Origin of the sequence: Rhodococcus sp. IEGM 1372, from assembly GCF_030056835.1 — a bacterium.
Classification (GTDB): domain Bacteria; phylum Actinomycetota; class Actinomycetes; order Mycobacteriales; family Mycobacteriaceae; genus Rhodococcoides.
In genome coordinates, this window is record NZ_JASHKS010000007.1 from 1 (window position 1) to 24339 (window position 24339).

At 63.0% G+C, this 24339-nt stretch carries 18 protein-coding genes, 3 tRNA genes and 1 pseudogene; 11 read left to right on the top strand and 11 right to left on the bottom strand.

What is annotated here, in order from left to right; genetic code table 11:
* Nucleotides 1-133: 133 nt before the first annotated feature.
* The 3 genes from QM590_RS09445 (at nucleotide 134) to QM590_RS09455 (ending at nucleotide 1904) form a co-directional block, all read left to right on the top strand.
* Entirely contained in the window at nucleotides 134-646 is a 513-nt protein-coding gene (locus QM590_RS09445) for a MarR family winged helix-turn-helix transcriptional regulator (RefSeq protein ID WP_411741319.1), read from the top strand.
* Between the two features lie 45 nt (nucleotides 647-691).
* Nucleotides 692-781 (top strand) — tRNA-Ser (locus tag QM590_RS09450).
* 160 nt (nucleotides 782-941) lie between these two features.
* Complete coding sequence (locus tag QM590_RS09455) at nucleotides 942-1904, top strand: GGDEF domain-containing protein (protein WP_187298384.1); 963 nt, start codon at nucleotides 942-944, stop codon at nucleotides 1902-1904.
* On the opposite strand, the gene QM590_RS09460 is transcribed toward QM590_RS09455, so the two are convergent.
* Together QM590_RS09460 and QM590_RS09465 are read right to left on the bottom strand one after the other, a co-directional pair.
* A complete protein-coding gene (locus tag QM590_RS09460; RefSeq protein ID WP_187298385.1) occupies nucleotides 1890-2825 on the bottom strand; it encodes a pseudouridine synthase in 936 nt (311 codons plus the stop codon). The two genes, QM590_RS09455 and QM590_RS09460, sit on opposite strands and share 15 nt — an antisense overlap.
* A 78-nt stretch (nucleotides 2826-2903) precedes the next feature.
* Entirely contained in the window at nucleotides 2904-3227 is a 324-nt protein-coding gene (locus QM590_RS09465; protein WP_094638902.1) for an excalibur calcium-binding domain-containing protein, read from the bottom strand.
* A gap of 141 nt (nucleotides 3228-3368) precedes the next feature.
* Between QM590_RS09465 and QM590_RS09470 the strand changes: the two genes are divergently transcribed.
* Complete coding sequence (locus QM590_RS09470) at nucleotides 3369-3572, top strand: DUF3072 domain-containing protein (protein ID WP_032395510.1); 204 nt, start codon at nucleotides 3369-3371, stop codon at nucleotides 3570-3572.
* Between the two features lie 288 nt (nucleotides 3573-3860).
* Nucleotides 3861-4907, top strand: a complete 1047-nt coding sequence (locus QM590_RS09475; RefSeq protein WP_128646485.1) for an alpha/beta hydrolase — start codon at nucleotides 3861-3863, stop codon at nucleotides 4905-4907.
* Here QM590_RS09475 and hisC read toward each other — a convergent pair.
* On the bottom strand, nucleotides 4896-5948 hold the full coding sequence (gene hisC, locus QM590_RS09480; protein WP_128646486.1) for a histidinol-phosphate transaminase: 1053 nt from the start codon (nucleotides 5946-5948) through the stop codon (nucleotides 4896-4898). The two genes, QM590_RS09475 and hisC, sit on opposite strands and share 12 nt — an antisense overlap.
* Nucleotides 5949-6041: 93 nt before the next feature.
* On the opposite strand from hisC, the gene QM590_RS09485 reads away from it, so the two are divergent.
* The 3 genes from QM590_RS09485 to QM590_RS09495 all read left to right on the top strand — a co-directional run bounded on the left by QM590_RS09485 (nucleotide 6042) and on the right by QM590_RS09495 (nucleotide 7142).
* Nucleotides 6042-6806 carry a dienelactone hydrolase family protein gene (locus QM590_RS09485; RefSeq protein WP_068054886.1) on the top strand — a complete coding sequence of 255 codons (765 nt, stop codon included), beginning with the start codon at nucleotides 6042-6044 and terminating at the stop codon, nucleotides 6804-6806.
* A gap of 123 nt (nucleotides 6807-6929) precedes the next feature.
* A tRNA-Ser gene (locus QM590_RS09490) sits at nucleotides 6930-7019 on the top strand.
* A gap of 50 nt (nucleotides 7020-7069) precedes the next feature.
* Nucleotides 7070-7142: transfer RNA gene (locus QM590_RS09495), tRNA-Arg, on the top strand.
* A 1015-nt stretch (nucleotides 7143-8157) separates the two neighbouring features.
* Here the strand turns inward: QM590_RS09495 and QM590_RS09500 are convergent.
* The 7 genes and pseudogenes from QM590_RS09500 to QM590_RS09530 form a co-directional block, all read right to left on the bottom strand.
* The gene (locus QM590_RS09500; RefSeq protein ID WP_269594769.1) at nucleotides 8158-9474 is read right to left on the bottom strand and encodes a hypothetical protein; all 1317 of its coding nucleotides are present in this window, start codon (nucleotides 9472-9474) and stop codon (nucleotides 8158-8160) included.
* A gap of 347 nt (nucleotides 9475-9821) precedes the next feature.
* On the bottom strand, nucleotides 9822-11723 hold the full coding sequence (locus QM590_RS09505) for a YehQ family protein (protein ID WP_269594768.1): 1902 nt from the start codon (nucleotides 11721-11723) through the stop codon (nucleotides 9822-9824).
* Complete coding sequence (locus QM590_RS09510) at nucleotides 11720-12853, bottom strand: VWA domain-containing protein (protein ID WP_269594766.1); 1134 nt, start codon at nucleotides 12851-12853, stop codon at nucleotides 11720-11722. Before QM590_RS09510 ends, QM590_RS09505 begins: the two co-directional genes overlap by 4 nt.
* Before the next feature lie 20 nt (nucleotides 12854-12873).
* Nucleotides 12874-13362, bottom strand: a complete 489-nt coding sequence (locus tag QM590_RS09515) for a DUF5682 family protein (RefSeq protein WP_269594765.1) — start codon at nucleotides 13360-13362, stop codon at nucleotides 12874-12876.
* Nucleotides 13363-13460: 98 nt separating this feature from the next.
* Nucleotides 13461-15143 (bottom strand): annotated as a pseudogene (locus QM590_RS09520) (DUF5682 family protein); the annotation flags it as partial.
* Nucleotides 15098-16186, bottom strand: a complete 1089-nt coding sequence (locus QM590_RS09525; RefSeq protein WP_269594764.1) for an ATP-binding protein — start codon at nucleotides 16184-16186, stop codon at nucleotides 15098-15100. The gene QM590_RS09525 and the pseudogene QM590_RS09520, both read right to left, overlap by 46 nt.
* A complete protein-coding gene (locus QM590_RS09530; RefSeq protein ID WP_269594763.1) occupies nucleotides 16183-19527 on the bottom strand; it encodes a DUF4132 domain-containing protein in 3345 nt (1114 codons plus the stop codon). Before QM590_RS09530 ends, QM590_RS09525 begins: the two co-directional genes overlap by 4 nt.
* 283 nt (nucleotides 19528-19810) lie before the next feature.
* On the opposite strand from QM590_RS09530, the gene QM590_RS09535 reads away from it, so the two are divergent.
* Nucleotides 19811-20467 (top strand): hypothetical protein, encoded by a 657-nt coding sequence (locus QM590_RS09535; RefSeq protein ID WP_269594762.1) that lies wholly within the window; start codon nucleotides 19811-19813, stop codon nucleotides 20465-20467.
* A 263-nt stretch (nucleotides 20468-20730) separates the two neighbouring features.
* On the opposite strand, the gene QM590_RS09540 is transcribed toward QM590_RS09535, so the two are convergent.
* Nucleotides 20731-21381: a LysE family translocator gene (locus QM590_RS09540; protein ID WP_269594761.1), complete on the bottom strand. Its 651-nt coding sequence runs from the start codon at nucleotides 21379-21381 to the stop codon at nucleotides 20731-20733.
* A 200-nt stretch (nucleotides 21382-21581) separates the two neighbouring features.
* Between QM590_RS09540 and QM590_RS09545 the strand changes: the two genes are divergently transcribed.
* Nucleotides 21582-22376, top strand: coding sequence for an endonuclease/exonuclease/phosphatase family protein (locus QM590_RS09545; RefSeq protein WP_269594760.1), 795 nt, complete (start codon nucleotides 21582-21584; stop codon nucleotides 22374-22376).
* Between the two features lie 233 nt (nucleotides 22377-22609).
* Nucleotides 22610-24229, top strand: a complete 1620-nt coding sequence (locus tag QM590_RS09550; protein ID WP_269594759.1) for a BCCT family transporter — start codon at nucleotides 22610-22612, stop codon at nucleotides 24227-24229.
* Nucleotides 24230-24339: the final 110 nt, after the last annotated feature.

Sequence of the window (24339 nt, forward strand, 5' to 3'; positions counted from 1 at the left end):
CACACGCGGCCTGAATCACTCAACCCCACGAGTCAACTGAACTCGGGGCAGTCCCTACCTCGACCATAGGGCGCTGTGCCGAACGGGGCCTCGAACCGCGTCAACCTACTCGTGGGTAGATTTCCCGCCTAAGATGACACGCGTGACGGCCGAACTAGTAATTGGTCCCGGGGGGGACCCGCAGTGGCTCGACACTGCGGAAATGAAAGCATGGCGCGCCTATATGGACGGCGGGCAACGACTGATGGGGGTATTGAACAAGGATCTGCAGGATCGCCACGATCTGTCGATGGCCGAGTACCGCATCCTGGTGATGCTGTCGGAATCGATCGACGGCTCCATCCGAATGAGTGAGCTCGCCGACGGTGTCCTGTCCTCGAGAAGTCGCCTGACGCATCAGATCAGGCGAATGGAACTCCAGGACATGGTGTCTCGCAGTACCTGCGTCAACGACGGCAGAGGCGTGCTGGCGGTGATCACCGAGGAAGGGCGTCGGCGATTGTCGGAGGCGGCACCCACGCACGTCCGCGGCGTCCGGCAGCACCTCGTCGACATCCTCTCGCCCCACGAACTCGAGGTGCTGGGCGACATCTTCGAGAAGGTCGATGCCGCGATGGACGCGTCCGGCTCGACACCGCGACGGTGAGGGGCGATTGGGCCTCGGGCCGCTCGGCCGTTTAAGATCGCACACGGAAGCGTGGCAGAGCGGCCCAATGCACTCGCCTTGAAAGCGAGAGACGTGTAAAAGCGTCCGGGGGTTCAAATCCCTCCGCTTCCGCCACATGTTCGTTGTTTGAACCCGGTCCACCCGCAAGGGTGGACCGGTTTTGTTTGCCCCGGGAGCCGCGGAAAGGCGTCGATACCGCCCCGGTCGACCGGTCTTACGTTCTGCGCTCACAATTGTCGCCATGAGGACGCGCCGCAGTCGACCGTTACTGCACTTGAAGACGCGCTTGTGGACGAATCCGCCATTCGCGAACGTCACCTCGCTCGCCTCGGCAGTCGTGGCTGTCAGTGGCGTGCTCGATGCCGTCACCTCCGATCCGGGTGCTCTCGGTCGGTGGTGGACGTGGCTCTGGACGGCCGTTGCCGTCGTCGTGGTTCTGATCCCCGCGGCGATGGGTGCGAGGTTTCCGCGGAGCATCGCTTTGCTGGGCTGCTTGTTGTTCATCGGCGTCACCTCGGTCCAGATGGGCACATCCACCCAAGGGATCGTCGCGGTCAACAACCTTGTTTTCTATCCACTGCTCGCCTGCTATCTGGGATGGTTCTTCCGTCGTCTGGTCGCCAGGTCGGTTGCAGGCGTGGCGATTGCGGCGTCCGGCATCGGCGTTGCGCTCAGCCCCAGTGGATCGCTGACGGTCACCTGGCTCAATCTGATGCTCGCGTCGTTGTTCTGTCTGGAATCTGCGAGCTATCTCTACCGACGCTTGCAACGGCAGGTCGAGACGGATTCGTTGACCGGAGCAGTGAACCGAATCGGGTTCGAGCGCAACGGAAGTCAGTACCTGCGCTGGGCCGAGAAGTCCGGCGCACCTCTGGCATTGGTGATGATCGATCTGGACCGCTTCAAGCGAGTGAACGACGAGTACGGCCATCATGCCGGCGACCGGGTGCTGGCTCGATTCGTCACCGAGGTTCGGCGAGGTCTTCGTGCGTCCGATGTGGTCGCGCGTATCGGCGGCGACGAGTTCGCCCTCGTCCTGCCCGGAATCGACGAGCAGAGTGCCCACAGTCTGGTGGGGCGTCTTCAGCAGCTCACCACCAGTGCGTGGTCCTCGGGTTGCGCAGTGAGTTCGCGCGGCGACACCATGGACTCGCTTCTGGCCCGTGCGGATGCTCGACTGCTCGACGCCAAACGACTCACTCACTCGACAGAACGGGACAGATCAGATCGGGCCTGACGGTCGAGTACCCTCGGCCCAACGCTCCAGGCCCAATCCGGTCTCGAAGCGTCGCAACGATTTCGAGATCGGGTCCGTGAATTCGAGTGCACTGGCGAGTAATTGGAGCGGGTCGGTGAAGTCGTCGACGGCTCGGCCGGATGCCGTCGGGTAGAGATCGTCGCCGAGGATGGGTACGCCGAGCGAATTCATATGCAGACGTAGTTGATGGGTGCGGCCGGTCAACGGTGTCAATCGATAGCGGCCGAGTCCGTCTCGATGCTCCAGGAGTTCGACGGTGGTGTGCGCGTTGGGTTCTCCGTCGACCTTGTGGGCAGTGAATTGTCCCTTCTCCGAGACGATTCGACTGCGAACGACGGTCGGCAGTGTGAGCGACGGGTCGTAGCGCGCGATTGCCTCGTACTCCTTGCGGACCTTGCGATCCTGGAAGAGCGTTTGATACGCGCCGCGCAGTGTCGGATCCACGACGAACAGGACCAGGCCCGCGGTCACACGATCGAGCCGGTGAGCGGGCACCAGTTGCGGTAGTTCGAGTTCGAGACGCAGTCGCACGAGCGCGGTCTGCAGAATATGTCCGCCGCGGGGGATGGTCGACAAAAAGTGAGGCTTGTCGATCACCAGCAACGCGTCGTCCCGGTGCACGATCGAGATATCGAACGGCACAACGGTTTCCGACGGTAGGTCGCGGTGGAACCAGACCGCCTCGCCGGGAACGTATGGAGCGTCGAAGGAGATGGGACCGGCCATGTCGACGATGTCACCGGCGGCGAGCATGGCGTCGATCCGGTGCGGGGGAATGCGTGACTCTGTAGCGGCGAGGAACTCGCGAACGGTGAGCCATATGCCGTCCTCGGGCATGCGTATTCGCGCGGGATCGAGACCGTGCCGCTTCGCCAGGGGCGGTTGCTGGCGTCGTCTCACCGGAAGAGCGTATCCGCCCGCCGAGATCGCACTTGTGCAGACAAATCAGTGCCATCTGCCTGCACAAGTGCGAGTTCGCTACTCGCAGCCGATGCCGTCGTTGTCGCGGTCGAGATGAGGTCCGTAGCCGTACTCGTCCCGATAGACCGGGTCGGCTCCGGCGTCGCGCGCCGCGTCGCAGTTCTCGTACTGGAATGTGCCGCCCTGGCGGGGTGCGGGCGCTGGAGCTGCGAGTGGGGCCGGGGGTGGGGGCAGGAGAACCGGGCAGAACTGGGCCGAACCACTGCTGCAGAGGAAATCGGTGATCGGATCGGCCGAGGCGACGGCCGGGGCGGTGACCAGGGCGGCCGCAGCGATCGCGCCGCTGATACCGATCTTGACCAGCAGATTCTTCGTTTTCATGGAACTCCAATCGAGGGGATGTGATGTGGAGCATCCTCGGCTGATTATTGAACTGTCAATCAAGTCATTCGAGTGACCTACGCCCGAGCTCACACGGGCAAACGTGTTTGGAACCCATCGATTCGGCGTATCTACGAACGTATGAGCGAAAACGAGCAGGTCAACCAGAACCCCGAGAAGGATCCCGACGATTGGGTCACCGGCGACGAGCCGATGACCGGCCCGCAGAAGAGCTACCTGAGCACTCTTGCGCAGGAAGCGGGCGAGGAAGTTCCCGAGGGTCTCAACAAGGCGCAGGCGTCGGAAATGATCGACAAGCTGCAGGGCGAAACCGGCCGCGGCTGACACGCCCAGAGGTCCACTCGATGTGACATCGACCCCCGAAAAGTCCACCGAATGTCACATTGAGTGCCCTCGCGGTAGCGGTGTCCGCGAGGACATCCGACCAGGTAGACCGTTATGTCTCGAGTACATGTAACAAAGGATCACGCGGACTTTTGTACCCGTGTATCCGCGGCTATTGTGAGCGAACCCACAGCTTTAGCGTGCGCGCATATCGGTGGGTACGTTGAGTGACGGATGTTGTTTGTGTTGCGCCCCGTGAGGGTGCGCCGGGGGAGGATGGGCAATCTGATGCACCGTCGAGTGTTGGCAGTAGCGGGAGCTGCTCTGGCAGTGTCGCTGCTGGGGTCGGGTCTCGCCGGGGCGCAGCCGCTCCCTGATACCGGCAGTTCCGATGGCGCCGGTGCGGCTCCTGGCATCGCAGCTCAGTCCCAGCCATTGCCCTCGGCGCGCATCGATCGGGTGGACATGCTGACCGACCGCCGCGCTGCCGTGTGGGTGGAGTCGCCGGCCATGGGCCGCGCCATCCAGGTCCAGGTTCTTCTTCCGGCCGCGCAGGCGGTGTCTCGTCCGACGCTGTACATGCTCGACGGTGTGAGCGCGGGCAAAGAATCCGATTACAAGGAAAGCACCTGGACGCAGAAGACCGACATCGTCGACTTCTTCGCCGACAAGCAGGTCAACGTCGTGCTCCCGGTCGGTGGATCGAGCAGCTACTACACGGACTGGAACGTGCCGGACCCGGTGCTGGGCGTCAACAAGTGGGAGACGTTCCTGACGTCGGAGTTGCCGCCGCTGATCGATGCGCGCTTCTCCGGTAACGGCACCAACGCGATCTCGGGTGTCTCGATGGGTGCCCAGGCCGCGATGGACCTGATGACACGTCACCCCAGCCTCTACACCGGCGTCGCCGGCCTCAGTGGTTGCTATGACAATTCGCAGACCAACTTCAAAGACGCGGTGCGTGCCACCGTCGCCACCAACGGCGGCAACGCAACCAACATGTGGGGCGAGAACACCGATCCCAAGTGGGTCGAGCACGATCCTTCGCGTAATGCCGAGGCGCTCCGCGGCAAAGACGTTTACCTGTCCGTCGGCACCGGCCTACCCGGTCCGTACGAGCTCGGCCCCGGTGGCAGCGGAGTCGAGAGCGCCCTGATGGGCGGACCGCTCGAGGCAGCCGCGCTGTACTGCACAACGGTGTTCGATACTCGGCTTCGGTCGCTGGACATCCCCGCGACAGTGGTCTACCGCCCGTACGGCATCCATCAGTGGCCGTACTGGCAGGACGACCTGCGTGAATCCTGGCCGACGCTCGAGCGCGCGCTAGGCCTGTAGAGCGAACTTCAGAAACGCGTCGTTCTCGTGCGGGTCGCCGATGGTGACCCGCACTCCGTCGTTTCCGTAGGCGCGCAGCAGGACGCCCTGTTCGGCTGCAGCAGCAGCGAACTCACCCGAGCGTTCGGCCAGCGGCAGCCAGACGAAGTTGGACTGCGATGCGCCGACGTCGTAGCCGCCCGCAACGAGCGCGTCGCGCACACGATCCCGTTCCGCGATGAGGGCATCGGTGCGGGCCAGCAGCTCTGCCGACGCCTCGAGCGACGCCACCGCAGCCTGCTGGGCAACGGTGCTGACTGCGAAGGCGATCCGCACCTTCGACAGTGCCGTGATCACCTCGGGATCGGCCACCGCGTAGCCCACCCGCAAGCCGGCGAGTCCGTAGGCCTTCGAGAACGTCCGCAGCACGATCACATTGCGTCGTCCGCGTGCCAGCTCCACTCCGTCGGTGTGGTTGCCTGCGTCGGGGCGGGTGTACTCGAAGTAGGCCTCGTCGAGGACCACGAGAATGTTCGACGGCACCGCATCGAGAAACGCCTCGAGCTTGTCGCGCTGGACGACGGTTCCGGTCGGGTTGTTCGGGTTGCAGACGAAGATCAGCCGGGTGCGGTCGGTGATGGCGGCGAGCATCGCGTCGAGATCGTGCACGTGGTCGGCGGTCAACGGAACCAGCACAGGTGTTGCGCCGGCGACGCTGGTGACGATGGGGTACGCCTCGAACGAGCGCCACGCGAACAGCACTTCGTCGCCGGGACCGCAGGTGATCTGTACGACCTCCTGGCACAGCGAAACCGAACCACTGCCGACGGCCACGTTCTCCGCGGCGACTCCGAGCTTCTTCGCCAGTGACTCGACGAGCGCGGTCGCTCGATTGTCGGGGTAGCGGTTGACGCCACCGACGGCCTCAGCGATCGCGTCGCGCACGCTCGGCAGCGGCCCCTGCGTCGTTTCGTTGCTCGCCAGTTTGATCGCGCCCGGAAAGGTGCGTCCGGGAACGTAGGCGGGGATGGCGTCGAGGTCGGGGCGGATGCGCGCGGTCACGGCTGCCATTATGCGCCCAGGTTCGGGGTTGACTTCTGCGCGTCCGTGATATTGCAGTGCACGACCGGACCGATCGTCCTATCTTCGATAAGTATGTCGGGAATATTGAGCGACGTCGCAGTTCTTCGTTCCGCCTCCGCGCCCACAGTCGGTGCGGACGACGTGGTGGACACGACCGCGCACGAATCACCCCCGCGCGAGAAAGTGCCGTTGACGGCCGTCGAACCCGATGGTCCACCTCGCGGTGGAATCGTCGTGCTGCACGAGGCACGTGAAGTGCCCGAGTCTCTGCTCGACCTGCTGCGCGCACTCGCGCTCGAAGGCTGGCTCGCCGTCGCGCCGAACCTGTTCCACCGAGGCCACGGCGACGACAAGGAAGTGTTCGGCGACGACCTCTTCGCGGACTTCGATGCCACCTCCGACTGGCTCGTCCAGCGTGGTGTCTATCCCGATTGTGTCGGGGTGATCGGGTTCGACGACGCAGGCACAGCAGCGTTGATCGTGGCCACCAGCCGTCCGGTCGGGGCGGCGGTCAGTGTTGCTGCCGCCGGCATCGTCGAACCGCTCAATTCCGACGCTGTCGCGTTGGTCGAGGCCGCACCCAAGCTGCAGGCCCCCTGGCTCGGTCTCTACGGCGAGGACGACCCGCACACGCCACCGGAACACATCGAAGCCCTTCGCGACGCCGCCACGCGCGCCTCAGTGGCCACGAACGTCGTCAGCTATTCGGGGCTGAAGCATCGAGCCGACCATCCCCGCGAACAACCCGGCAGTTCCGATCACAGCGACCCCGCAGCGGCCGCACTCGTCGACGCGCAGACCCGGATCTTCGACTGGTTCGACAGCTTCATGCGCTGAAGAGCAACAAGCATCTTTTACGCGAACGACGCGCGAACCAGAGGCGTCGACCAGCCGTTTTGCCTTCTGGCCTCCGCTGTGGGTAGTCTCTTTCCTCGGCGGTCCGAGAGGGCCGGCAGCCTAGGAGGCGTGCCAGAGCGGCCGAATGGGAGTCACTGCTAATGACTTGTCCTTTCACCGGGACCGGAGGTTCAAATCCTCTCGCCTCCGCCACGAACGGTAGATCGTTGCCGTTCAGCTGGACCAGTTGAATAACTGAACATGCGCCCGTAGCTCAACGGATAGAGCACTTGACTACGGATCAAGAGGTTAGGGGTTCGAATCCCTTCGGGCGCACGAAAAACAGGCCCTGATCTGCGAATACTCGCGGATCAGGGCCTGTTTTGATGAGCTAGATGTGTCAGGGACGCTGACGGGTAACTCGACGTCGAAGCGTACGAGTTGATTACCGCTTTCGGCCCGTCCGAACACGCCCGGCTCGGCTCCGTGCGGGCATGCCTCAGCCTTGTGGCAGCTGCGGTCAGCGAGGTCTCGGATTCAGTGGCGGTGTGCCGAGTACTTCGTGACCTGGATGCAGCGCGTGCTGCAGTTGTATCAATGTCGCGTCGGTCAAACTGTCCGGGCCCAAATCCAGTGCGCACGCCCAGTCGAACTTCTGTGTAGACCATGCTCGGATAGGTGTCGGGTAGTTCCTGCCCGTCCAATTCACGGGGAGGAGCCAGTCTTCGGTGGACCGTGCGCGCCTCCACAGCCGGCCGGCGCCCTTCTCGAAGCGGGCCTCGAAGTCGTCTGGGTGTGCGGGGTCTCGTCGCACCTCGGTCGGGGTGAAATCGACCGAGACATGTGCCTGAATGCGGTCCGCGCTGACGTGGTCGTGGAACCACTGCATGTTGCGTTTCGATTGTTCGGCCCACCTCGCACGGTCTTCGGCGAACACGTTTCGAGGCATTCTGACGGGGCCGGTCCACGCGAACGTCGAGTCCGGCAGTTCGTCCACCACAGCACAGTCGACAAACGCAGCACGGCCCCTCTCACAGTCCTGCTTCAACACGGTGCCGGTCTCGGTGTCGATCGTCAGCATCATCGCCGAGCCCCTGCTGCCGGTCGTCAACTCCACGTTCCAGCAGAGCCGTCCGATGAATTCGACCTCTTCGATGGCGCGTGTGGGTCGGGTGAGGCCCGGCCGCGCCCAGTGTTCGACCGGACGGGACACCCACATGCGACGGAACGACGCCGTAGTGCCCGTCGTAGACGACTCCGGGCCCGATGTCGGCGTGAACTGCGCCGGCGACACCGATGACCGGCCGCTGCGGCCCGTCTACGATCTTCAGCAGCACCTCGACCCAATGCGTCATACGTACAACACCCCTCCGACGGAGTGCGACCGATCAGGGTAGGCGCGAGTGTCTGCCTGCTCCATCAATTCTGTCGGGGCATAGCGAGTTATGTCGTCGAGACGCTGTCCCTGTTCGTCGTACAGGTTGAGTCGAGCCACCAAAGTAAACCCCTCGTAGTAGTCGTGCGTGAAACTGATGTGCAGTCGACCGTGCGGCCAGTCTCCGATGAATTCGGCTCGCACGTCGTGCATTCGCTTCGAGAACCGCCGCCCGTCGAGTCGGCGAACGCAGTACCGAACGTACGACGCATGATCAGGCGGCTCGGGAGCGACGGGACGGCAGTAAGCCGTGATGCCGAGATCGTCTATAGCTGTTTCACGTTCGCGCTCCGCTGTGTCGATCGACAGCCGAACAAGCTGGTGGCCAGGACTGCCTCTGTCTGCAGATCTGACCAGAAGCCATAGCCGCTGACCGCGTGCGGTGCCCTCGTAGACTTGGACGCCGGGCAGTGCGATCTCACGTACGGGCGTCGACGAGCCGTCGCGGAAGGCCTTCACGAGAAGAACGCCGCTGCGTCTGCTCGGCGTGCCCCAGTGCCATCGGATGCCGTCTCCGAGCGCGCGCTTGCGGCGGTGCTGCTCGTTGTAGGTAGTGTCTGCGTACTCGCTGGTGTGCCAGACGCCGTCAGCTCTCGACCGTGGGTAGTCGTCGAGTTCGATATGGGTTGTCTCTGCGTTCAGTGGTAGGTGAATCCACGACTTCGATTGTTGGAGAACGTATCCTGTCGGTGTCGGGGTGTCGCGATAGGTGCGCGACCAGGGGGCATGCTCGACGCCGAGACGTACCGAATGTTCGTCGAAGTCCGTTGTGACGAGAACCCCGGCGACGCCGATCGTCGACGTGCCTCCGCCTGTGTGGGCCAGGATAAGAGGCGGCCCAGGTTGCGGTCGGAGCAGCGGAGGCGCGGCCGCGGTACGGGCGACGTCGTCACGCATCCGGGTGGGTCGAAAACACCATGCGCCCGAGGGTCCAGCCGTCAGCAGGTGCGTGCCCTCGAGGTACTCGGCGTGATGTACCCCATCCGCAGTGACGCAGGCCAGAACATCCGTTCCGCGGTATTGGAGCCAGACATGATCTCCGTGGGATGCAACGGTGAGCGTGGGCGACGGTGATGGTATCTCCGGCCACGACACAATCCGGTCGATCTGTCCGGATCCCGGATCGAGAAGTACTGCAACAGGCTGGGTTTCATCGATCACCCACAGCCGGTCGGCAGCGAAAAGAATGTACCGTGGGCGCAAGAATCTGCGCTCGGACGACGGGGCGCTCATGCGCCTTTCTGCAGTGTCATGACGGCGACAGTACCCCACCTCGTTCGACTGAGTGGTCCGAATGCGCATGGCAAAGTCGGCTTGGTCTTCTGTGGCGTGGATTGCGAAGTAGAACCATGAGACGCTCGTATAATTCCAAAAGCGTTGCTTTGAAGCGTCTTTCGTGATCAGAGGATTCGACGACGAGTCTAGCGCTCATGACCCCGCCCCACGGCCACGCCGTGCCTCGGTTATCGCGTTCTGAACCAGATCTGCCATCGACGGCAACGCACTGTCTCAACGGCGTCGATCGAGGCGTAGCGCTTTCGTGTACCGAGTGGTGGAATCGTGCCGATCCTGTTGCGGGGTCAACATTCCTGCGCGACCGCGAGCCTGAGCAGGGCGTGGAGCCACGCGTCCAAGAGATCACCGATGTCCCCCGAGACGGAGTCCGCGACGCGAGTGAGTGCTGACGCCGTGGTGGTCATGCCTGAACCGGCGAGTTGTACAGCGGAACGTCGAAGGTACGTCGTGTCTGTTGCCGATGCGTGGCGTAAACCCTTGTGCGCAAGGTCGGCGAGCAGCTCCAGTGCAGTGTTCGGTGCATTCTGCAGCAGGTCGGTGCGGGTGGGAAGTGTGGAGGTTGCGGTGTCCGGCGCTTCGAGATCCGGTACGACCACGCCACCCACACCGGCGATGGCAAAGGGGCTTATCTGCAACAGGCCGTTTCGAATGCTCAGTCGCCCTGCGACGTCGGCCGGACCGGTCGACAGGCAGGAGTCGACGGCGTCCATTGCGCGCGGCGCGTACGACCGATAGTCGACGACTACCTCTGCCGCGGTTTGTCGTTCGTCACGTACTCGAATCGTCAGTTGCTGGCTTGCGGAGGAATATTCCTTGGAAAGAACGGATTCGACATGGACTACACCGACCCCTCTGGTCAGGATCCGCTCGCTCACGACCGACGGCGTGCGTCCGGCCAGCCGCGTGTACTCGGTACCGTAGTCGTTGATCACCGTCAGAGACTTGCTCCATGTGTCGGTGCTCAGGGGCATGATCGCTGTGCGGCCGATCCCTCTGCGACCGAGCCTTATTCGGTGGTTGGCCTGCCGCACAGCAGATTCGGTGACCACAGTGGACGATGCCAGTGCTTCGATGGTGGTTCCGGCAACACGTCGCTTCGAGAGTGCGTGGCCCGTCGGTATCTCTCCGCTCGGTTCGGTCCATTCGGTTTGCAAGAGATGGACGGTGTCCGAATCAGGTTCCGCGAAGTACAGATCCGCGCGTATGTTCGGTCCCGTTCCGGTCACGTGGGTGCCGAGTGCGATGAGTCGGGTTTTACGAAGTGGGGTTTCGCTCGGAGTATTTGTGCCCAAAGCTGTTGCTGCGATCGACGAATCCTGAGATCGTCCGACACGTACTCGCGCATCGATTTCCGCGATGACGGTCGCGGCGCGGATGCGGCTGTGTCCGGCATGTCGGGAGCGGTAGGCCTCGACTTGATCGAGCAGTTCCGCGCACGCATCGGCCAGCCACACAGCAGTTCCCGCCTGTATCGAGCGCACCGTCCGCCGCAGGGCGACGTACTGTACTTCGGTCAGATGAGCGACACCGTCGACGAGAACTGTCCGTGCGAGCAACAACGCTGCGCCCGCGGTGGTGCTCTCCGGCATCACGCTTCCGCCCACGTGGACGGTGTCGTTGTGGCGTGCGTCGGCCTCGCGTACGGCCCAGACTGCGAGGGCGATGGACTCTGGGGTGGCCTCATCGGAAGCGGACGACCGTGCGAGCGTGAGCTCGTGGGGCACGAGGAACCGTACTGTGCTGTGCGGTAATTCGACCCGTACCGAAGGGTCGTCGCCTCGGGAACGGTGCACTGTTGCCGAATACCCTGTGCGGCGGATTTTCTCGGCTCGCCGGAGTGCCGACGCGCCGAGGTGTGCGATCAGTGCCCGGTCGTCGAATTCAGCTGGCGACCAGGTTGTGCTCGGAGCCGCTGGATGCAGAAGTCGATACGCCACGACCAGCCCTACGAGATGGCGGCAGATCCCGGTCGCTTCGCACGTACACGAGGCGTCGGTGAACGCACTCTCGGCGGCAAGGATGGTCTCGACGCCGTCGGCGTAGTGAGCGACGACGGCGTCTTCGGAAACCGACAGTGTGGGAGGTTCGGTCGACTGCATGCGAAGCGCTCTCTTGAGGAGCCCTCGGTTGGCGACTGCGGCGAGTGCGTCGTCGGTCAGTGCAGCCAGGTCGGGTCTTGCCGTCATCGGATGCATTCGGCTACGAACTCGGCGAGACCCGCCGGTGTCATCGCTCCGACGTGCACACCTGCGCGGCTCAGTCGGCGGCCGATTTCACGGTCGTAATTCGGTTCACCGGACTCGTCGAGTGCGGCAAGAGCCAGTACACGAACTCCGTCGTCGGTCAGCCGGGTGATGGACCGAACGAATCTGTCCGCGTTGCCTCCTTCGTAGAGGTCCGAGATCACGGCGACGATCGTGCGTCGGGGTGTGTCGATCAGCTGTGCCGCGTAGTCGACAGCGCGAGTGCCATCGGTCCCACCTCCGAGCTGTACGCCCATCAGGAGCTCCACCGGGTCCAGTACCTCCGACGTCAGGTCGACGACTTCGGTGTCGTAGGCAACCAGGTGTGTCCTCAGCCCCGGGATGTTCCAGAAACAAGCTGCTGTGACAGCGGAATGGATGACCGAGTCCACCATCGACCCGGACTGATCGACCAACAGGATCAACGTCCACACGTCCAGGTGCCGACGAGTTCGAGACGTGAACAGAGGTCTCTGGATCGTGATCCGTTCGGTTTCCGAGGACCAGTGTTTCAGATTGGCGCGCACCGTTGCGGCGAAGTCGAAATTGCTGGCCGTTCGGTGAACGGTTCGGCGGCGATTCCGGGTGCCGTGAAAGGACTGTCGCACATCGACGGAGAGCTTTTCGATGAGCTCCCGCACGACCTTGTCGACAGCGTTCTTCGCCAGCTCGAGTACATGTGGTTCCATGAGGTGCTTGGTCCGAAGCACCGCGCGAAGCAGGCTCGCGCTGGGCTCGATCCGCGCGAGCGCGACCGGGTCGGTGATCACCTCGGTGATTTCGTACCTCTCCACGGCGTCCCGTTCCAGACGTTGAACCGTCTCCTTGGGGAAGAGTCGGTGGATGTCATCGAGCCAGTCCACTGCCGTGACCGGGGAACTGCCCGTGCCTGTCTCGCGTCGCACCGTGACCTCGGGACGCGATCGAGGCGGTACCGCGGAGGACTGGCCTTCGCGAATACCGTGCGCGCGTCGCGACGGATCACGGTGATACAGCCACTCCAACGCAGCATTCTGTTCCGCGGCAGCGCCGTCGAGTTCCCCGAGCGCACCCGCGGATGCATCTCCGAGCACGAGCCGCCACCGTTCGCGGTTCACTGAAGGCCCACCCGCGACAGAGCAACATCCACGCGGGCGTCCAGACGTCGCCCGTCATCGACCGACAGTTCCGGCCCGCCGAGCTCGGACTCACCGGGAGCCGGGGCGGTGCCCACTCGGCGCGCAATGGATGCACGTTCGCGTGGTGGAAAGAACTCGAATGCTTGTCGAAGCGCCGGCAGCGCCAGCAGGAAATCGTGCTCGGTGGAGCTGCTCACGACATCGTCGACGACATCGAGGACGCGATCACTCGATTCGCTGTCCGAGAACTGCTCACGTGCCACCCCGAACAGCCCGGACAGCCAGTCTCCCAGTTGTTCCGGCCGGACGGATGAGACCACGGAAAGGGCATCCGACGACGTCGTGGTGTCCCAGATTGCACCGAGGGCAGCACCACGAACATCGACTGCACCACCGGGATCGCGCGCTGTGGCGGCCAGCTCTCGGCTCGGATCGGCTGACAGTACCTCGGGTGCGTGACGCATCGCATCGGACAGCGCAGCCACAGCTGCAATGCGCGAAGGTCTGCCCCTGCAGGGGATGCGCGGAGACGCCCTGCCAGAACGGTGGTGCGCGCCGACGCCGAATCGACCACAGCGGCAAGCGCAGTCGATCCGCGGCTTCCGAACAAAGAATCGTGACGCCACAGATCGAGCGATGCTCGAAGCAGCAGGCCGACGTCACCGAGCTCGAATGCACTCTCGATCGCCGAGACAGCGGCGCGGCCAGTGCGCCGCGATTGAGTATCGAGCCCGCAGAGGATGGCGTCGAACAGTATTCGGGTGACCGCGGGAATGTCGGAACCGCAATTCGCCAACGCGGCGTCGAGTGCGACACCCGCGGCATTCGAGAGGGTGTGACCCTGGGCTGCAGCCTCGATGAGTGCCGGTATGCGGCCAGGGGAGTCGACCAGCGTCCACTGCTCGACCGAGACCGGATCGACCCCGCTCTCCGGCCCCGAATCGCGCTCGAAGCCTGGCACCGCCAGCACCCGAAGCTGATGCAGTATCCGGCTTCGGGTCCTGGCCGCCGGGTCGATGAGGTCGAGGACGATCGTCGTTCCGAATGCGAGTGATTCTGCGTCGAGGAGATTCACGACATGATGAACGAGTCCGGGAACCGGTGAAGCTGGGTGCAGAGAACCACGTCGAGTTCCCCGCAGGGTAGCGAGGCACAATTCGATCACTGGATGCTTTTGTCCCCGAGCGGAATCGACATTCGTGGTCCACGGCAATCGAGTCGGTAGCGCTTCGTCGATCAGCGTCGAGGCTGCAGCGTCCAGCACGTCGGTTCGGGTGGGGACCGCATGTCCGCGCAGACTCGCCAAACCGTACATCTGCTGTCTCAGACCGATGAAATCGACGGTCGACGCCGGGTGTCCGTGAGATCTAACGTTGCGGACGATGGCGGCGATCGCTGTGTCGGCGACCGTGACCGGATCGCGCCATGCGGACTCGCACCACCACGGATACACCGTCGACATTCGTTCGTAGGAGTACGGCACGAGGTAGCTGCCGACGTCGAGTTCGGGGTCAGGCGTCGGAACAGAAGGCCGGGTGAAGTTGTCGGACAACGAGGTTCGGACCAATTCCGCCATGATCGCAGGACGGTGCAATCCGCCGCACACGACAACGACGGCTCCCCGTGACGGACTGTCTCGGACCGTGTGTATCCACGAGGCCATGTACCGTTCGCGCTCGGACACCGTGAGGTCGTCGGCCCGGACTGCGTCGAAGTACTCGTTGAGCAGGTCGGTCATCGCATCTGTGGTCAGCTCGGTTGAGCGCGATTCGATCACGCTCTCCCACAGTGCATCTTCCGTGTCGACGGCCAGCCGCGCTAGCATCGACGACACAGCCGGCCCGTGCGGCGGAGAGGTGTCGTCGAATTCGGGGTGCCAGGTCGGTAGGTCGATGAAAGAGGGTCTCGCACCCATCTTCGACGCGCTGCGAAGTGCGACCCATTCCGGGGACCACTCGGTGAAGGGCGTCCAGGTCACACGTGACCGGTGTTCTCGCCTCACGTGCGAGAACAGGGCTATCGGCAGCGTGTGGTCGAGGAGCAGCTCGTCGAGCCGGCCGTTGAAATCGACCGGACCTTCGATCAGAACATGACTCGGCTCGAGCTGGGCGATGGTGTCGGCCACGACTCGTGCGCACACCGGGCTGTTGTGTCGTATACCGATGACCACCAGGGGTTTCTGAGCGCCCGAAGGGATGTTCACGGTCCGACCAGGCGCGCGTGCGCTTTGCGAAGTTCCTGCCACCCGCTCTCTGCTCTGTGTGAGGTCCGCTGCTCGATGTATCGGCGAAGGCGTGCTGCGTCTTCGCTGTTGTCCTTGGTCGCAGTTCCAGCGAGTGACTCCGCCAGGTCACCGATCGTTCCGCTGTCGCCCCGGAGATACCACCCTCGTACGCCGGTCGCGTGTGCCAGGGACACTGCTTCCGCAGTGCTCATCACCGACGACAATCGCTCGACCGGAGCGCCTCCCTCGGTGAAGCCTGTTCTGAGCTCCCGGAACAACGTCACCAGAATGTCGGTCACCGCGGGATCTTGCTCGACTGTGACGCCCGAAGCCCGCAGCAGCGCCGACGATTCCGCGCGCACCAGCGCCCGCTCGGTCTCGAAATCAGCGATGGGGTGCACTGTCTCGAAGTTGAATCGGCGCCTGAGCGCTGCGCTCATTTCGTTGACACCCCGGTCCCTGGTGTTCGCCGTCGCGATGACGTTGAACCCTTCCCGGGCGAAGACCATCGCGTCGGTGCCGCCGAGTTCGGGCACTGCGAGGACTCGCTCGGACAGAAGGGAGAGCAACGTGTCCTGAACTTCCAACGGACATCGGGTCAACTCCTCGAACCGAACGATTCGTCCCTCCGACATACCGCGCAGCATCGGAGCCGGCACCAACGATCGAGCCGACGGGCCCTCGGCGACGAGCAGTGCATAGTTCCACGAGTACCGAATCTGGTCTTCTGTTGTGGCTGCGCCACCCTGAATCGTCAGCGTCGAGTCTCCGCTCACGGCGGCGGCGATCAATTCGGACAGTAAAGATTTCGCTGTTCCGGGCTCACCGACGAGCATCAACCCGCGCGTGGTGGCGAGAGTGACCAGTGACCTCTCGACGAGAGAGGGGTTGCCGACGTATTTCGCGACCACATCGAGCGAGGCATCTCCCATCACGAATGCGCGTGCCGCGGTCATTGTCAGCCGCCATCCGGGAGGACGTGGTCCGGAATGGCTCTCGGTCAGACGTGCCAGTTCGTCGGCGTAGCGCTCCTCGGCGGGAGGGCGCTGCACGCGTGTGGTCACGAGGCGAATCCGGCCAGATCGGCGATGAGCTCCGATACCGTTGCGCGATCGACGTCGCCGAGCGTTCCGCCTCGGAGGTCGACGGACACGAGCTTCTGGTCGGGGTATCCGTTGTAGGGATCCCCGGTCCCCATACCTGGTTCGAGTCCCAGTAGTACGGAGACGTCGTCGCTCAATCGGTACAACAGGCCTTGCCCCCATGAAGCCGGGTTCTCCCACACCGGCTCCCAGCCGCGGTAGGTCAATCGCAGCGCCTGACTCGGGGTTGCGGTGACGCCGGTGAATCGAGCCAGGCCGCTACCGTCGACATCGCCGGGAAGCGGGTCGTGGACCGGACGCCCGAGTTGCGGAAATGGCTGCAGGATCTCGTAATCGGCGAACACGTCGGACCATGCTCCGACGGTGTCGGGAATGTGTGCCGGATGGACGAGACCGATGGTGCCGTCGCCGAGGGTGACGGCGTTGTCGTCGACGTCAGCTGGACTGTTGTCTTCCGAGATCCGGAACACGGTCGTCGGGTGCGGGCCGGTGCCGAACTCCCCCCACAGCAGCCGGCGGGCGATGTGAATGAGCAGGGGATTGCCGAGCACGAACCGAGTGAACTCATCGTTCGTCCAGCGTCGTCCGGTCACCATCGATCTGTTGAAACGCTTTATCTGCTCTGCAGCAACACTTTTGACCTCACGCTTCAAGTTCGCGAACCGCTTTTTCGCGTCCTCGGCAGCTATTGGGTCGTCTCGTGTTGTCGGCTTCGGAAGTCCGGCAGTCTTCTTGCCGTTTTCGTCGAGTACGAATGGAACCAAGGCCTCGGTGAATCCGACTGTGAACGAGCGTGGCCCGTAGCTCAGGGACATCGTTCCTTCAGGTGTCAGATCGAGATCCGGGACGATGCGGTCGGCCAACTGCTCGTGATCGAGTCCCAGACTCTCCGCGAGTTCGGCTACGCGTTCCTTGGCTCCGTTCTTGAGCGACTTGAACTTCATCTTGCGCGAGATGTGGTCGAGCTCGGTGAGCGCGCGCGTCGATCCGTGCGCGGCCAAGGCGTCGAGACCGAGTTGCGCACGAGCGGTTCCGTTTTCGCCGGGCCACTGGCGGATGAGGGGTGCCAGTCGTGTTACCGCGGTGTCGTCGCCCAGCCATCCCAATGCCAGGATCGACCAGTTCTCCTTGGACGGTGCGCCGTTGCCCCACCACCGCTCGAATACGGCCCATACGGCGGTGCCCAGAGACCTGCGGTCGCAGTGGGCCGCGGCGAGGTCGAGTCCCGCGTACGGGGCGTCCACGGTGCTGATTGCGCACATGGTCAGCACGTGCTTCATCGCCGAAACCGGAAGCTTCGCTGATCGATCTGCAGTCAACACCGTTGGAAGAGTGGGCGTGTCCACCCATTCGGGAATCTTGGGAATGCGTTTGGGGAGTACTTCCAGAGGATCGAGATCCACAATCGCGGCAATCGCGTCGACCTCGTCCTGTCCGTACTTCGTGGTTGCACCTAGGACGGTCTCGCGCGACGTCGCTCGTGCCAGGGCACGCAGGGCGGTCGTCGCGTGATCTCGCTGTTTACCTGGCTTGCCCAGAGCGTCGGGAACGAGCAGAGCGGCTGCGTCGTCAGCGTGTCGAACGAGCCACGCCAGAGCGGGTTTCCGAAGATTCTTCCGGGTCGCGAACGCGGTCGCCTGAAGGCGCGCAACGTCGATATCGACGTAGGGCATGAGGTACGGGGCAGCTGCGCCCGGGTGTGCGCGGGCGAAACGCAACATCATCGGCAGGGCGTCGAGTTCGAAGCGCGCCACAACCCGCAACGGTTCTTTGAGTGTTGTGCCGGGCCAGTCGGTCAGAAGCGGGCGGGCCACATCGTCGGGCGCGAGGACGAAGATGTACTGGGCAACGAAGTCGCGGACCGTCGCCGGGTTCGTGTCGGGGACGTAGCTTCTCTTGAATGTTTCCCAGGTGTAATACTCGCGGCGGGAGTTCTGAAGTTCCTCGCGCTCGCCGGGGAGCCACTCGATCTTTCGAATGTCCGGTGTCGCGATGCCGGGAAACACGTTCGGAGGGTTTGCTTTGTGCTTGCGCGTCCACGGCGGGTTCACGAGTATCTCGGGCAGGTCGGTCGCCTCAGGGACTTCAGCTGTCAGTTCGGTGATTCGCCGCTGCTCTGTCTCCGGCAGCGTCGGTGCCATTTCGATAGCGAGCTCTGGATTCTGGCGGACATGACGATCGAACAGCGATGAATTCTGGCAGGCGAGAAGCCGCATTGCGCGACGCGGATAGTGCCGCATGGCGTGCACCACAGCAGGTAGTGCGCCCTTCATGCTGCTTCGTGCGGCGAGAGCCGAGAATGCGTCGTCGCCGGGGATCGCGGACAAGGCCTGGAGCAGTCGCATCGGAATCGCGTCGTCCTGAACGTACCGATACCGTTCGGGAGCGTCGAGCAACTCTGTGAGCATCGGTGTGAGTTCGGTACCGACTCCCTCGACGACGGCAGCAACCGTCGCGTCGTCGCGAATCCACGACTCTTGCCCGTAGGGCGCTGCGATCCGTTTCAGCTCCGCCGCGGAGTTCGACGAAGTGATCAACTGTGAGATCCAGTGGTAGTGAGGCGCGTCGGCACCCGAAATGAGTTGTCGGGACCAGTCCTTTTCGGTCGGAAAGAGGTACGACGCTGTCAGTTGTCGGACAGTGTTGGTTCGGAGCGGTGCGACCGCATCGCGGGCCGCTGCGTATTCCTGGTCGGAGGCGACCGCGAGGAGTCCTCGCATGCGATCGAGCACTTCTTCCCGAGCCGAGTATCGGATCTGCTCGTCGGTTGAATCCGACTGCGCGAGTCGTTCCTGCTGAACGTAGCGAGGTAGCTCGACGGGCACCGAATCGTCGGTGTGGCCGATTCGCGACACCATGATCATCGTGTCGGGCGGGAGCTCGGAGACCGGAACCGTGACGTAGACGAACTTCGTGTCGGAATACTCCATTAATGCTTCGGTGGCGAAGACAAGACCGTGACGAGCGACCCAGCCGTCGACGAACACCGTGTGCGGAACTTCGTGATGGTTCAAGAAGCGTCCGAGGAGGAATGCGAGGACGGCCGCACCGACCGGGCTGTGCGTCCCAGCTCGGTAGTCCCGCGCCGCCAGCGCAAGTGGCTTCGGGTCCGGATCGGCGTCCAAATACCTTGTGGTCCAGCGAACATACTCGTCGTTGGTTTCGACGGCCTCGCGAAGCACGGTACCGGCATCGGGCGATACGGGCTCGACGTGCGTCCGGAACCCGCCGTGGCGCGGATACTTCATCGGGAGCCAAGTCGCATGCGGAGCGAACGCTGATTCGTTTGTGCTCTCGTCCACGCAGCTCCTCGGTACTCGCGAATATGGCGCTCGGTTGTCTGGAGGATGATAGCGGTCCGAACTATCTGCGGCAGTCTGTTTCAGACTGCTGGGTCTGTCGCTGTCGTTCAACTCGTGGATGCCACGATCCGACTTCTCGCTCGTATTGCTTTCGCTGTTGCCATCCCGAAGCGCTCCTGGTCTCGAACATGCACGGTTTTTGCGCCGTGTAGTCGATGCAGCGCTTCTGAACAATCGGAACAAACCTGGCATAAGGTTTGATGACGCCGTAGAGGGAGTTCACGTGAGCGATCAACCGGGCAAAATCTCGCGCGAACGGGCTCGGCCGGATGCGCCGTTGTCCCTGCCGCTGTTGCTCATCGCGGCCTTGTTCATCGGCGCGCTGCCGTTCTACGTTCGGCAGCCGCTCGGTTCCGGGGAGTCGGTATCGAGTCCGATGTGGTTCGGCGGATCTGCCTATCTCGCATCACCGGTAGCGGGTCTCTACTGGCTGATCGCACTGCCGGTGTGCATCGGGACAGTTGCTCTCTACTGCACGTGGCGTGAACGTAGATCAGGTGCCGAATTGCACGTTCGTCTGTGGCTCGCGGTCAGCGTTGGATTGTGCATTGCCACGGTCGTTGCCGTGCGGAGCGGACTGCTGTTCTTTTTGGGCAACTTGACCATTCGTGGACTTTTACCGCTGTTGACGATGTCGGCAGCGGTGTTGATCTGGGGTGTTGCTCTGCGATCGCGCCTAGTGATCGGGGTGGGAGCCGTGGCCGTCGCGGCGAGCCTGGTGTCAAACCTCTACAACGTGGAGAACCTTGCACCGCAACAGTTCACGTTCGACTCTCGCTTCAGTCTGTGGTCGAACATCATGCTGACGGCGTCCGTCTTCGTAATCGGCGCGCTGGTTGCCGCGTTCACCGTCCGACGCAGCGATGGGTGTCAGTCCTGAGAGCGGTCACGTATGAACACAGCCCAGAACAGTGTGTAGAGCCCCCATGCGGTGACACTGGCCAGGACTACCCACCAGAATCCGATGTCGTACACGACAAGCGCGACAAACTGACAGATGAACAGGCATACGTAAGATACTCGCCAAAAGCGCTGCTCGCGCCGAGGGGCCGAAGAAAGTCCCCGCTCCACATAGTCGACCGGGCGCATGGGTTCCACCACCCCACGTTCTCACAAGTCGTTCGCGGAGTCAGCCGGTCGGGCTCAACCCAGAACGCCGTCGACGACAAGTGCGCCGGCGAAGATCAGCAGCAGAACACCTACTCCGAGTTCGAGGTTGGCCAGTCCTCGCGGGCCGAGGTTGCGAAAAGCCCTGACGCCGAACAGGACCAGTATCGGCAGATAAAGAACCCCGACCAGGACGTCGGCGGCACCCAGGACTCCGAGTTGCATAGCAACAGGCCACGAGGACGATCGGTCGACGAACTGCGGCAACACGGCGACGAAGAACAGGATCACCTTCGGGTTGGTCAAGTTGGTGACGAAGGTACTTCGGAAGGCGCGTCGACGGGCATGGCTACCGGATACCGACTCGGGGCCGACGGTGAGGGAACTCCCGCCTGAACGCCTCGTGCCGACGCTCGCCATCAGCGCCCGAATACCGAGGTAGGCGAGATACACGGCCCCAAGGATTGCAAGGACGGTGAGGATGCCGGGAAGCGCGACGATCAATGCCGACAGGCCAACCGCGCTGACGAGCATATGCACGGCCAAGCTGCACAATGCGCCGGCAGCTGCTGCCATCGCGACGATCCGCCCTTTCACGCTCGAGCGCAGGATCATCACAGTGTCGGGCCCGGGGGAGATGTAGCTGGCCAACACCAACGACAAGAAGACGGCCCACTGCACACTCACGGGTGCTCGATCTCCTGTCGGTTCTTGGTCGGGTGATGGATAACCATAGAGTGCATCGGCGGCGTCGGTGAAGGGGAATTCGTGCATCGCGACGCTGTGTGCAAGGTCCCGGGTCGGGTGCTGCTCCGACGTTTCGTGGATCGTCACTGCTGCATCGAAATCGACTGTTCCAGGTCGAGCTCGTCTGCCATCATGACGCCGTGAAGATCGTGTCGATCAATGCGTGGGGTGGTGCCATGTACGACGAGCTCGTCGCCTGGCTGAAAACCATTGAAGCCGATGTTATTTGTCTTCAGGAGGTCACTCGCACTCCGCATCGATCGGGCTGGGCGACGTTCGCGGACGGTGAGCGCACTCTGCCGCAGCGATTGAACCTGTTCGACGACGTGTCGGCGGTGCTTCCCGGATATACGCCGCATTTCGTCGCGAACGACGCAGGGCCTGTCACCGACGGTGACGGCACCGAGCTGAGGCAGGACTTCGGGATCGCCACCTGGGTGCGTGACGACGTTCCCGTCGTGGGAATCGATGCGAGGTTCGTTCACTCCCGGTTCGTCGATCACGCGGAGTGGAATGTGGAGGACCGACCGCGAGCTGCCCTGACGGTCACCGTTCGCGATCGCGTTGCCGAAAGCTTCATCTCTGTCATCCAAGTGCACGGGCTGCGAGATCCAATCGGCAAGGGCGACAGTCCCGCTAGGTTCGAGCAGGGCCAGAAGCTAGCGGAGATCGTCGAGCACGTTCGGCCGGTGAGTGACGAAATCGTCCTGTGCGGAGACCTGAATCTGCTGCCGTCGAGCGAGACGTTCACGTTGCTGGCCGAGCATGGGATGACCGACTTGGTGGGAGAAGCCGATACCCGAACGTCGAGGTACACGAAACAAGTGCGCAGTGCCAGCTATCTGCTGGTGTCCTCGCCGTTCGAGGTACGCAGCTTCGAGATCGTCGCCGCGCCGGAGGTGTCCGATCACCGAGCACTTGCGCTCGACCTCTGAGGGCCGGGTCCTGGTTCGAGCTCGGCGCATTGCCCGTCTCGGGCAGGTAACAACTCGGCTGCAGCGGTGGACAGGCCGGCTCGAGTAAAGAATTGTTAAAGGTCGGCGACGGCACGCCCCAACGACCGCGCAGGAACCGAATCCGACGAACCGTGCCGTCGAGGATGGTGACGGCAACCGTGGACACACTTGCTCGCAAACTGGGCCTCAGAACCGACAATAACATCTTCTTCGTGTCGGCCGGCCTCACGATCACACTGCTGGTTCTGTTCCTCGTCTTCCAGGACTGGGTGGGAAATGCGTTCGGTGTCGGGAGGGAGTGGATCGTCACCAATCTCGGCTGGTTCTTCATCATCGGCGTCACGGTGTGGCTGGTGTTCCTGATCTGGGTTGCCGTCAGTAAGTACGGTCATCTGCGGCTCGGTGAGGACGACGACAGACCCGAGTATTCGAACCTGTCGTGGTTCGCAATGCTCTTCGCCGGCGGAATCGGCACTGTGTTGATGTTCTGGGGTGTGGCAGAACCGATTTCGCATTTCTCCGCGCCGCCGTTCGATGACGTGGAGCCCTACAGTGTCGAAGCATCCCAGGATGCGATGAGTATCTCGCTCTATCACCTCAGCTTGCACACCTGGGCGATCTTCACGTTGCCAGGGTTGGCATTCGGCTTCTTCATCTACCGGTACAAGCTGCCGATGCGCGTGTCGTCGGTGTTCTATCCGATTCTGAAGGAACGCATTTCGGGTCCGATAGGCAAGACGATCGATGTATTCGCAGTATTGGGCACGATCTTCGGACTGGCAGTGTCGTTGGGGCTCGGTACTTCTCAGATCAACGCCGGACTGAGTGAGCTTGTCGGGCTTCCCGATGCCGTGTGGGCGAAGGTGCTGATCATCGGCGTACTCACTGTGGTTGCGACGATTTCGATTGCCGTCGGGTTGGACAAGGGCGTGCGTCGCCTCTCCAACCTGAACATCCTCGTCGCGGTCGGTTTGATGATCTTCGTCCTGATCGCGTCGGACACCGTCTTTCTGCTGCGCCAGGTGTTCGAGAGCTTCGGCAATTACGCACAGGACATCGTTCCGCTGTCCTTCTGGAACGACGCCATGGCCGAGTTCACCTCCGACGGCGGGTGGGGATGGCAGGGTGGCTGGACCGTCTTCTACTGGGCGTGGACCGTCACCTGGGCCCCGTTTATGGGCGTCTTCCTCGCACGGATCTCGCGGGGCCGCACGATCCGCCAGTTCGTCGCCGGAGTTCTGGTCGCACCGTCGCTGTTCACACTGGTGTGGTTCGTCGTATTCGGCTGGTCTGCAATGAGAATCGATGGAATCGGTGGCAGCGGCGGTTCGATCTCGGAAGCAGTGTCCGAGAGCGTTCCGTTGGCGATGTTCACGTTCTTCGAGAACTTCCCGGCCGCGACCCTGGTTCAAGGGATCGCCGTGGTCGTCGTGGCGCTGTTCTTCGCAACCTCGTCCGACTCGGCATCGCTGGTGATCGACATGCTGTGCTCCGGTGACGGTGAAGCGGGCCCCGTGCGGCAGCGGGTGTTTTGGGGCGTCACCGAAGGCGCGGTGGCCTCCACCCTGATCGTGCTCGGCGGTGAGGCAGGACTGCAGGCGCTGCAACAGGTCATCACCGTGATCGGGCTACCGATCTTCATTCTGGTGTCGCTGATGATCATTGCGTTGGTGATGGGACTGCGTGCCGAGCGAGTGAAGGTTGTACCGCTCACGAGGGAACAGTTCATGGAACATAACGGCCAGACGTCGCGCACCGAGTCCGAGAAAGTGCGCTCGTCGAGCTTGGCAAGAGACTCGGAGGTGACACAGGGTAGTTCGGACATCGATTAACGAGAGAGCATGCCTACTGTGTTGTTTCGTGACGAAGGGCGAGAGGCGGCAGCACGGTCGAAACAGGGGTGGGGATCCGTACTGTCGTCGCTTCTTCGCACGAGCCCACC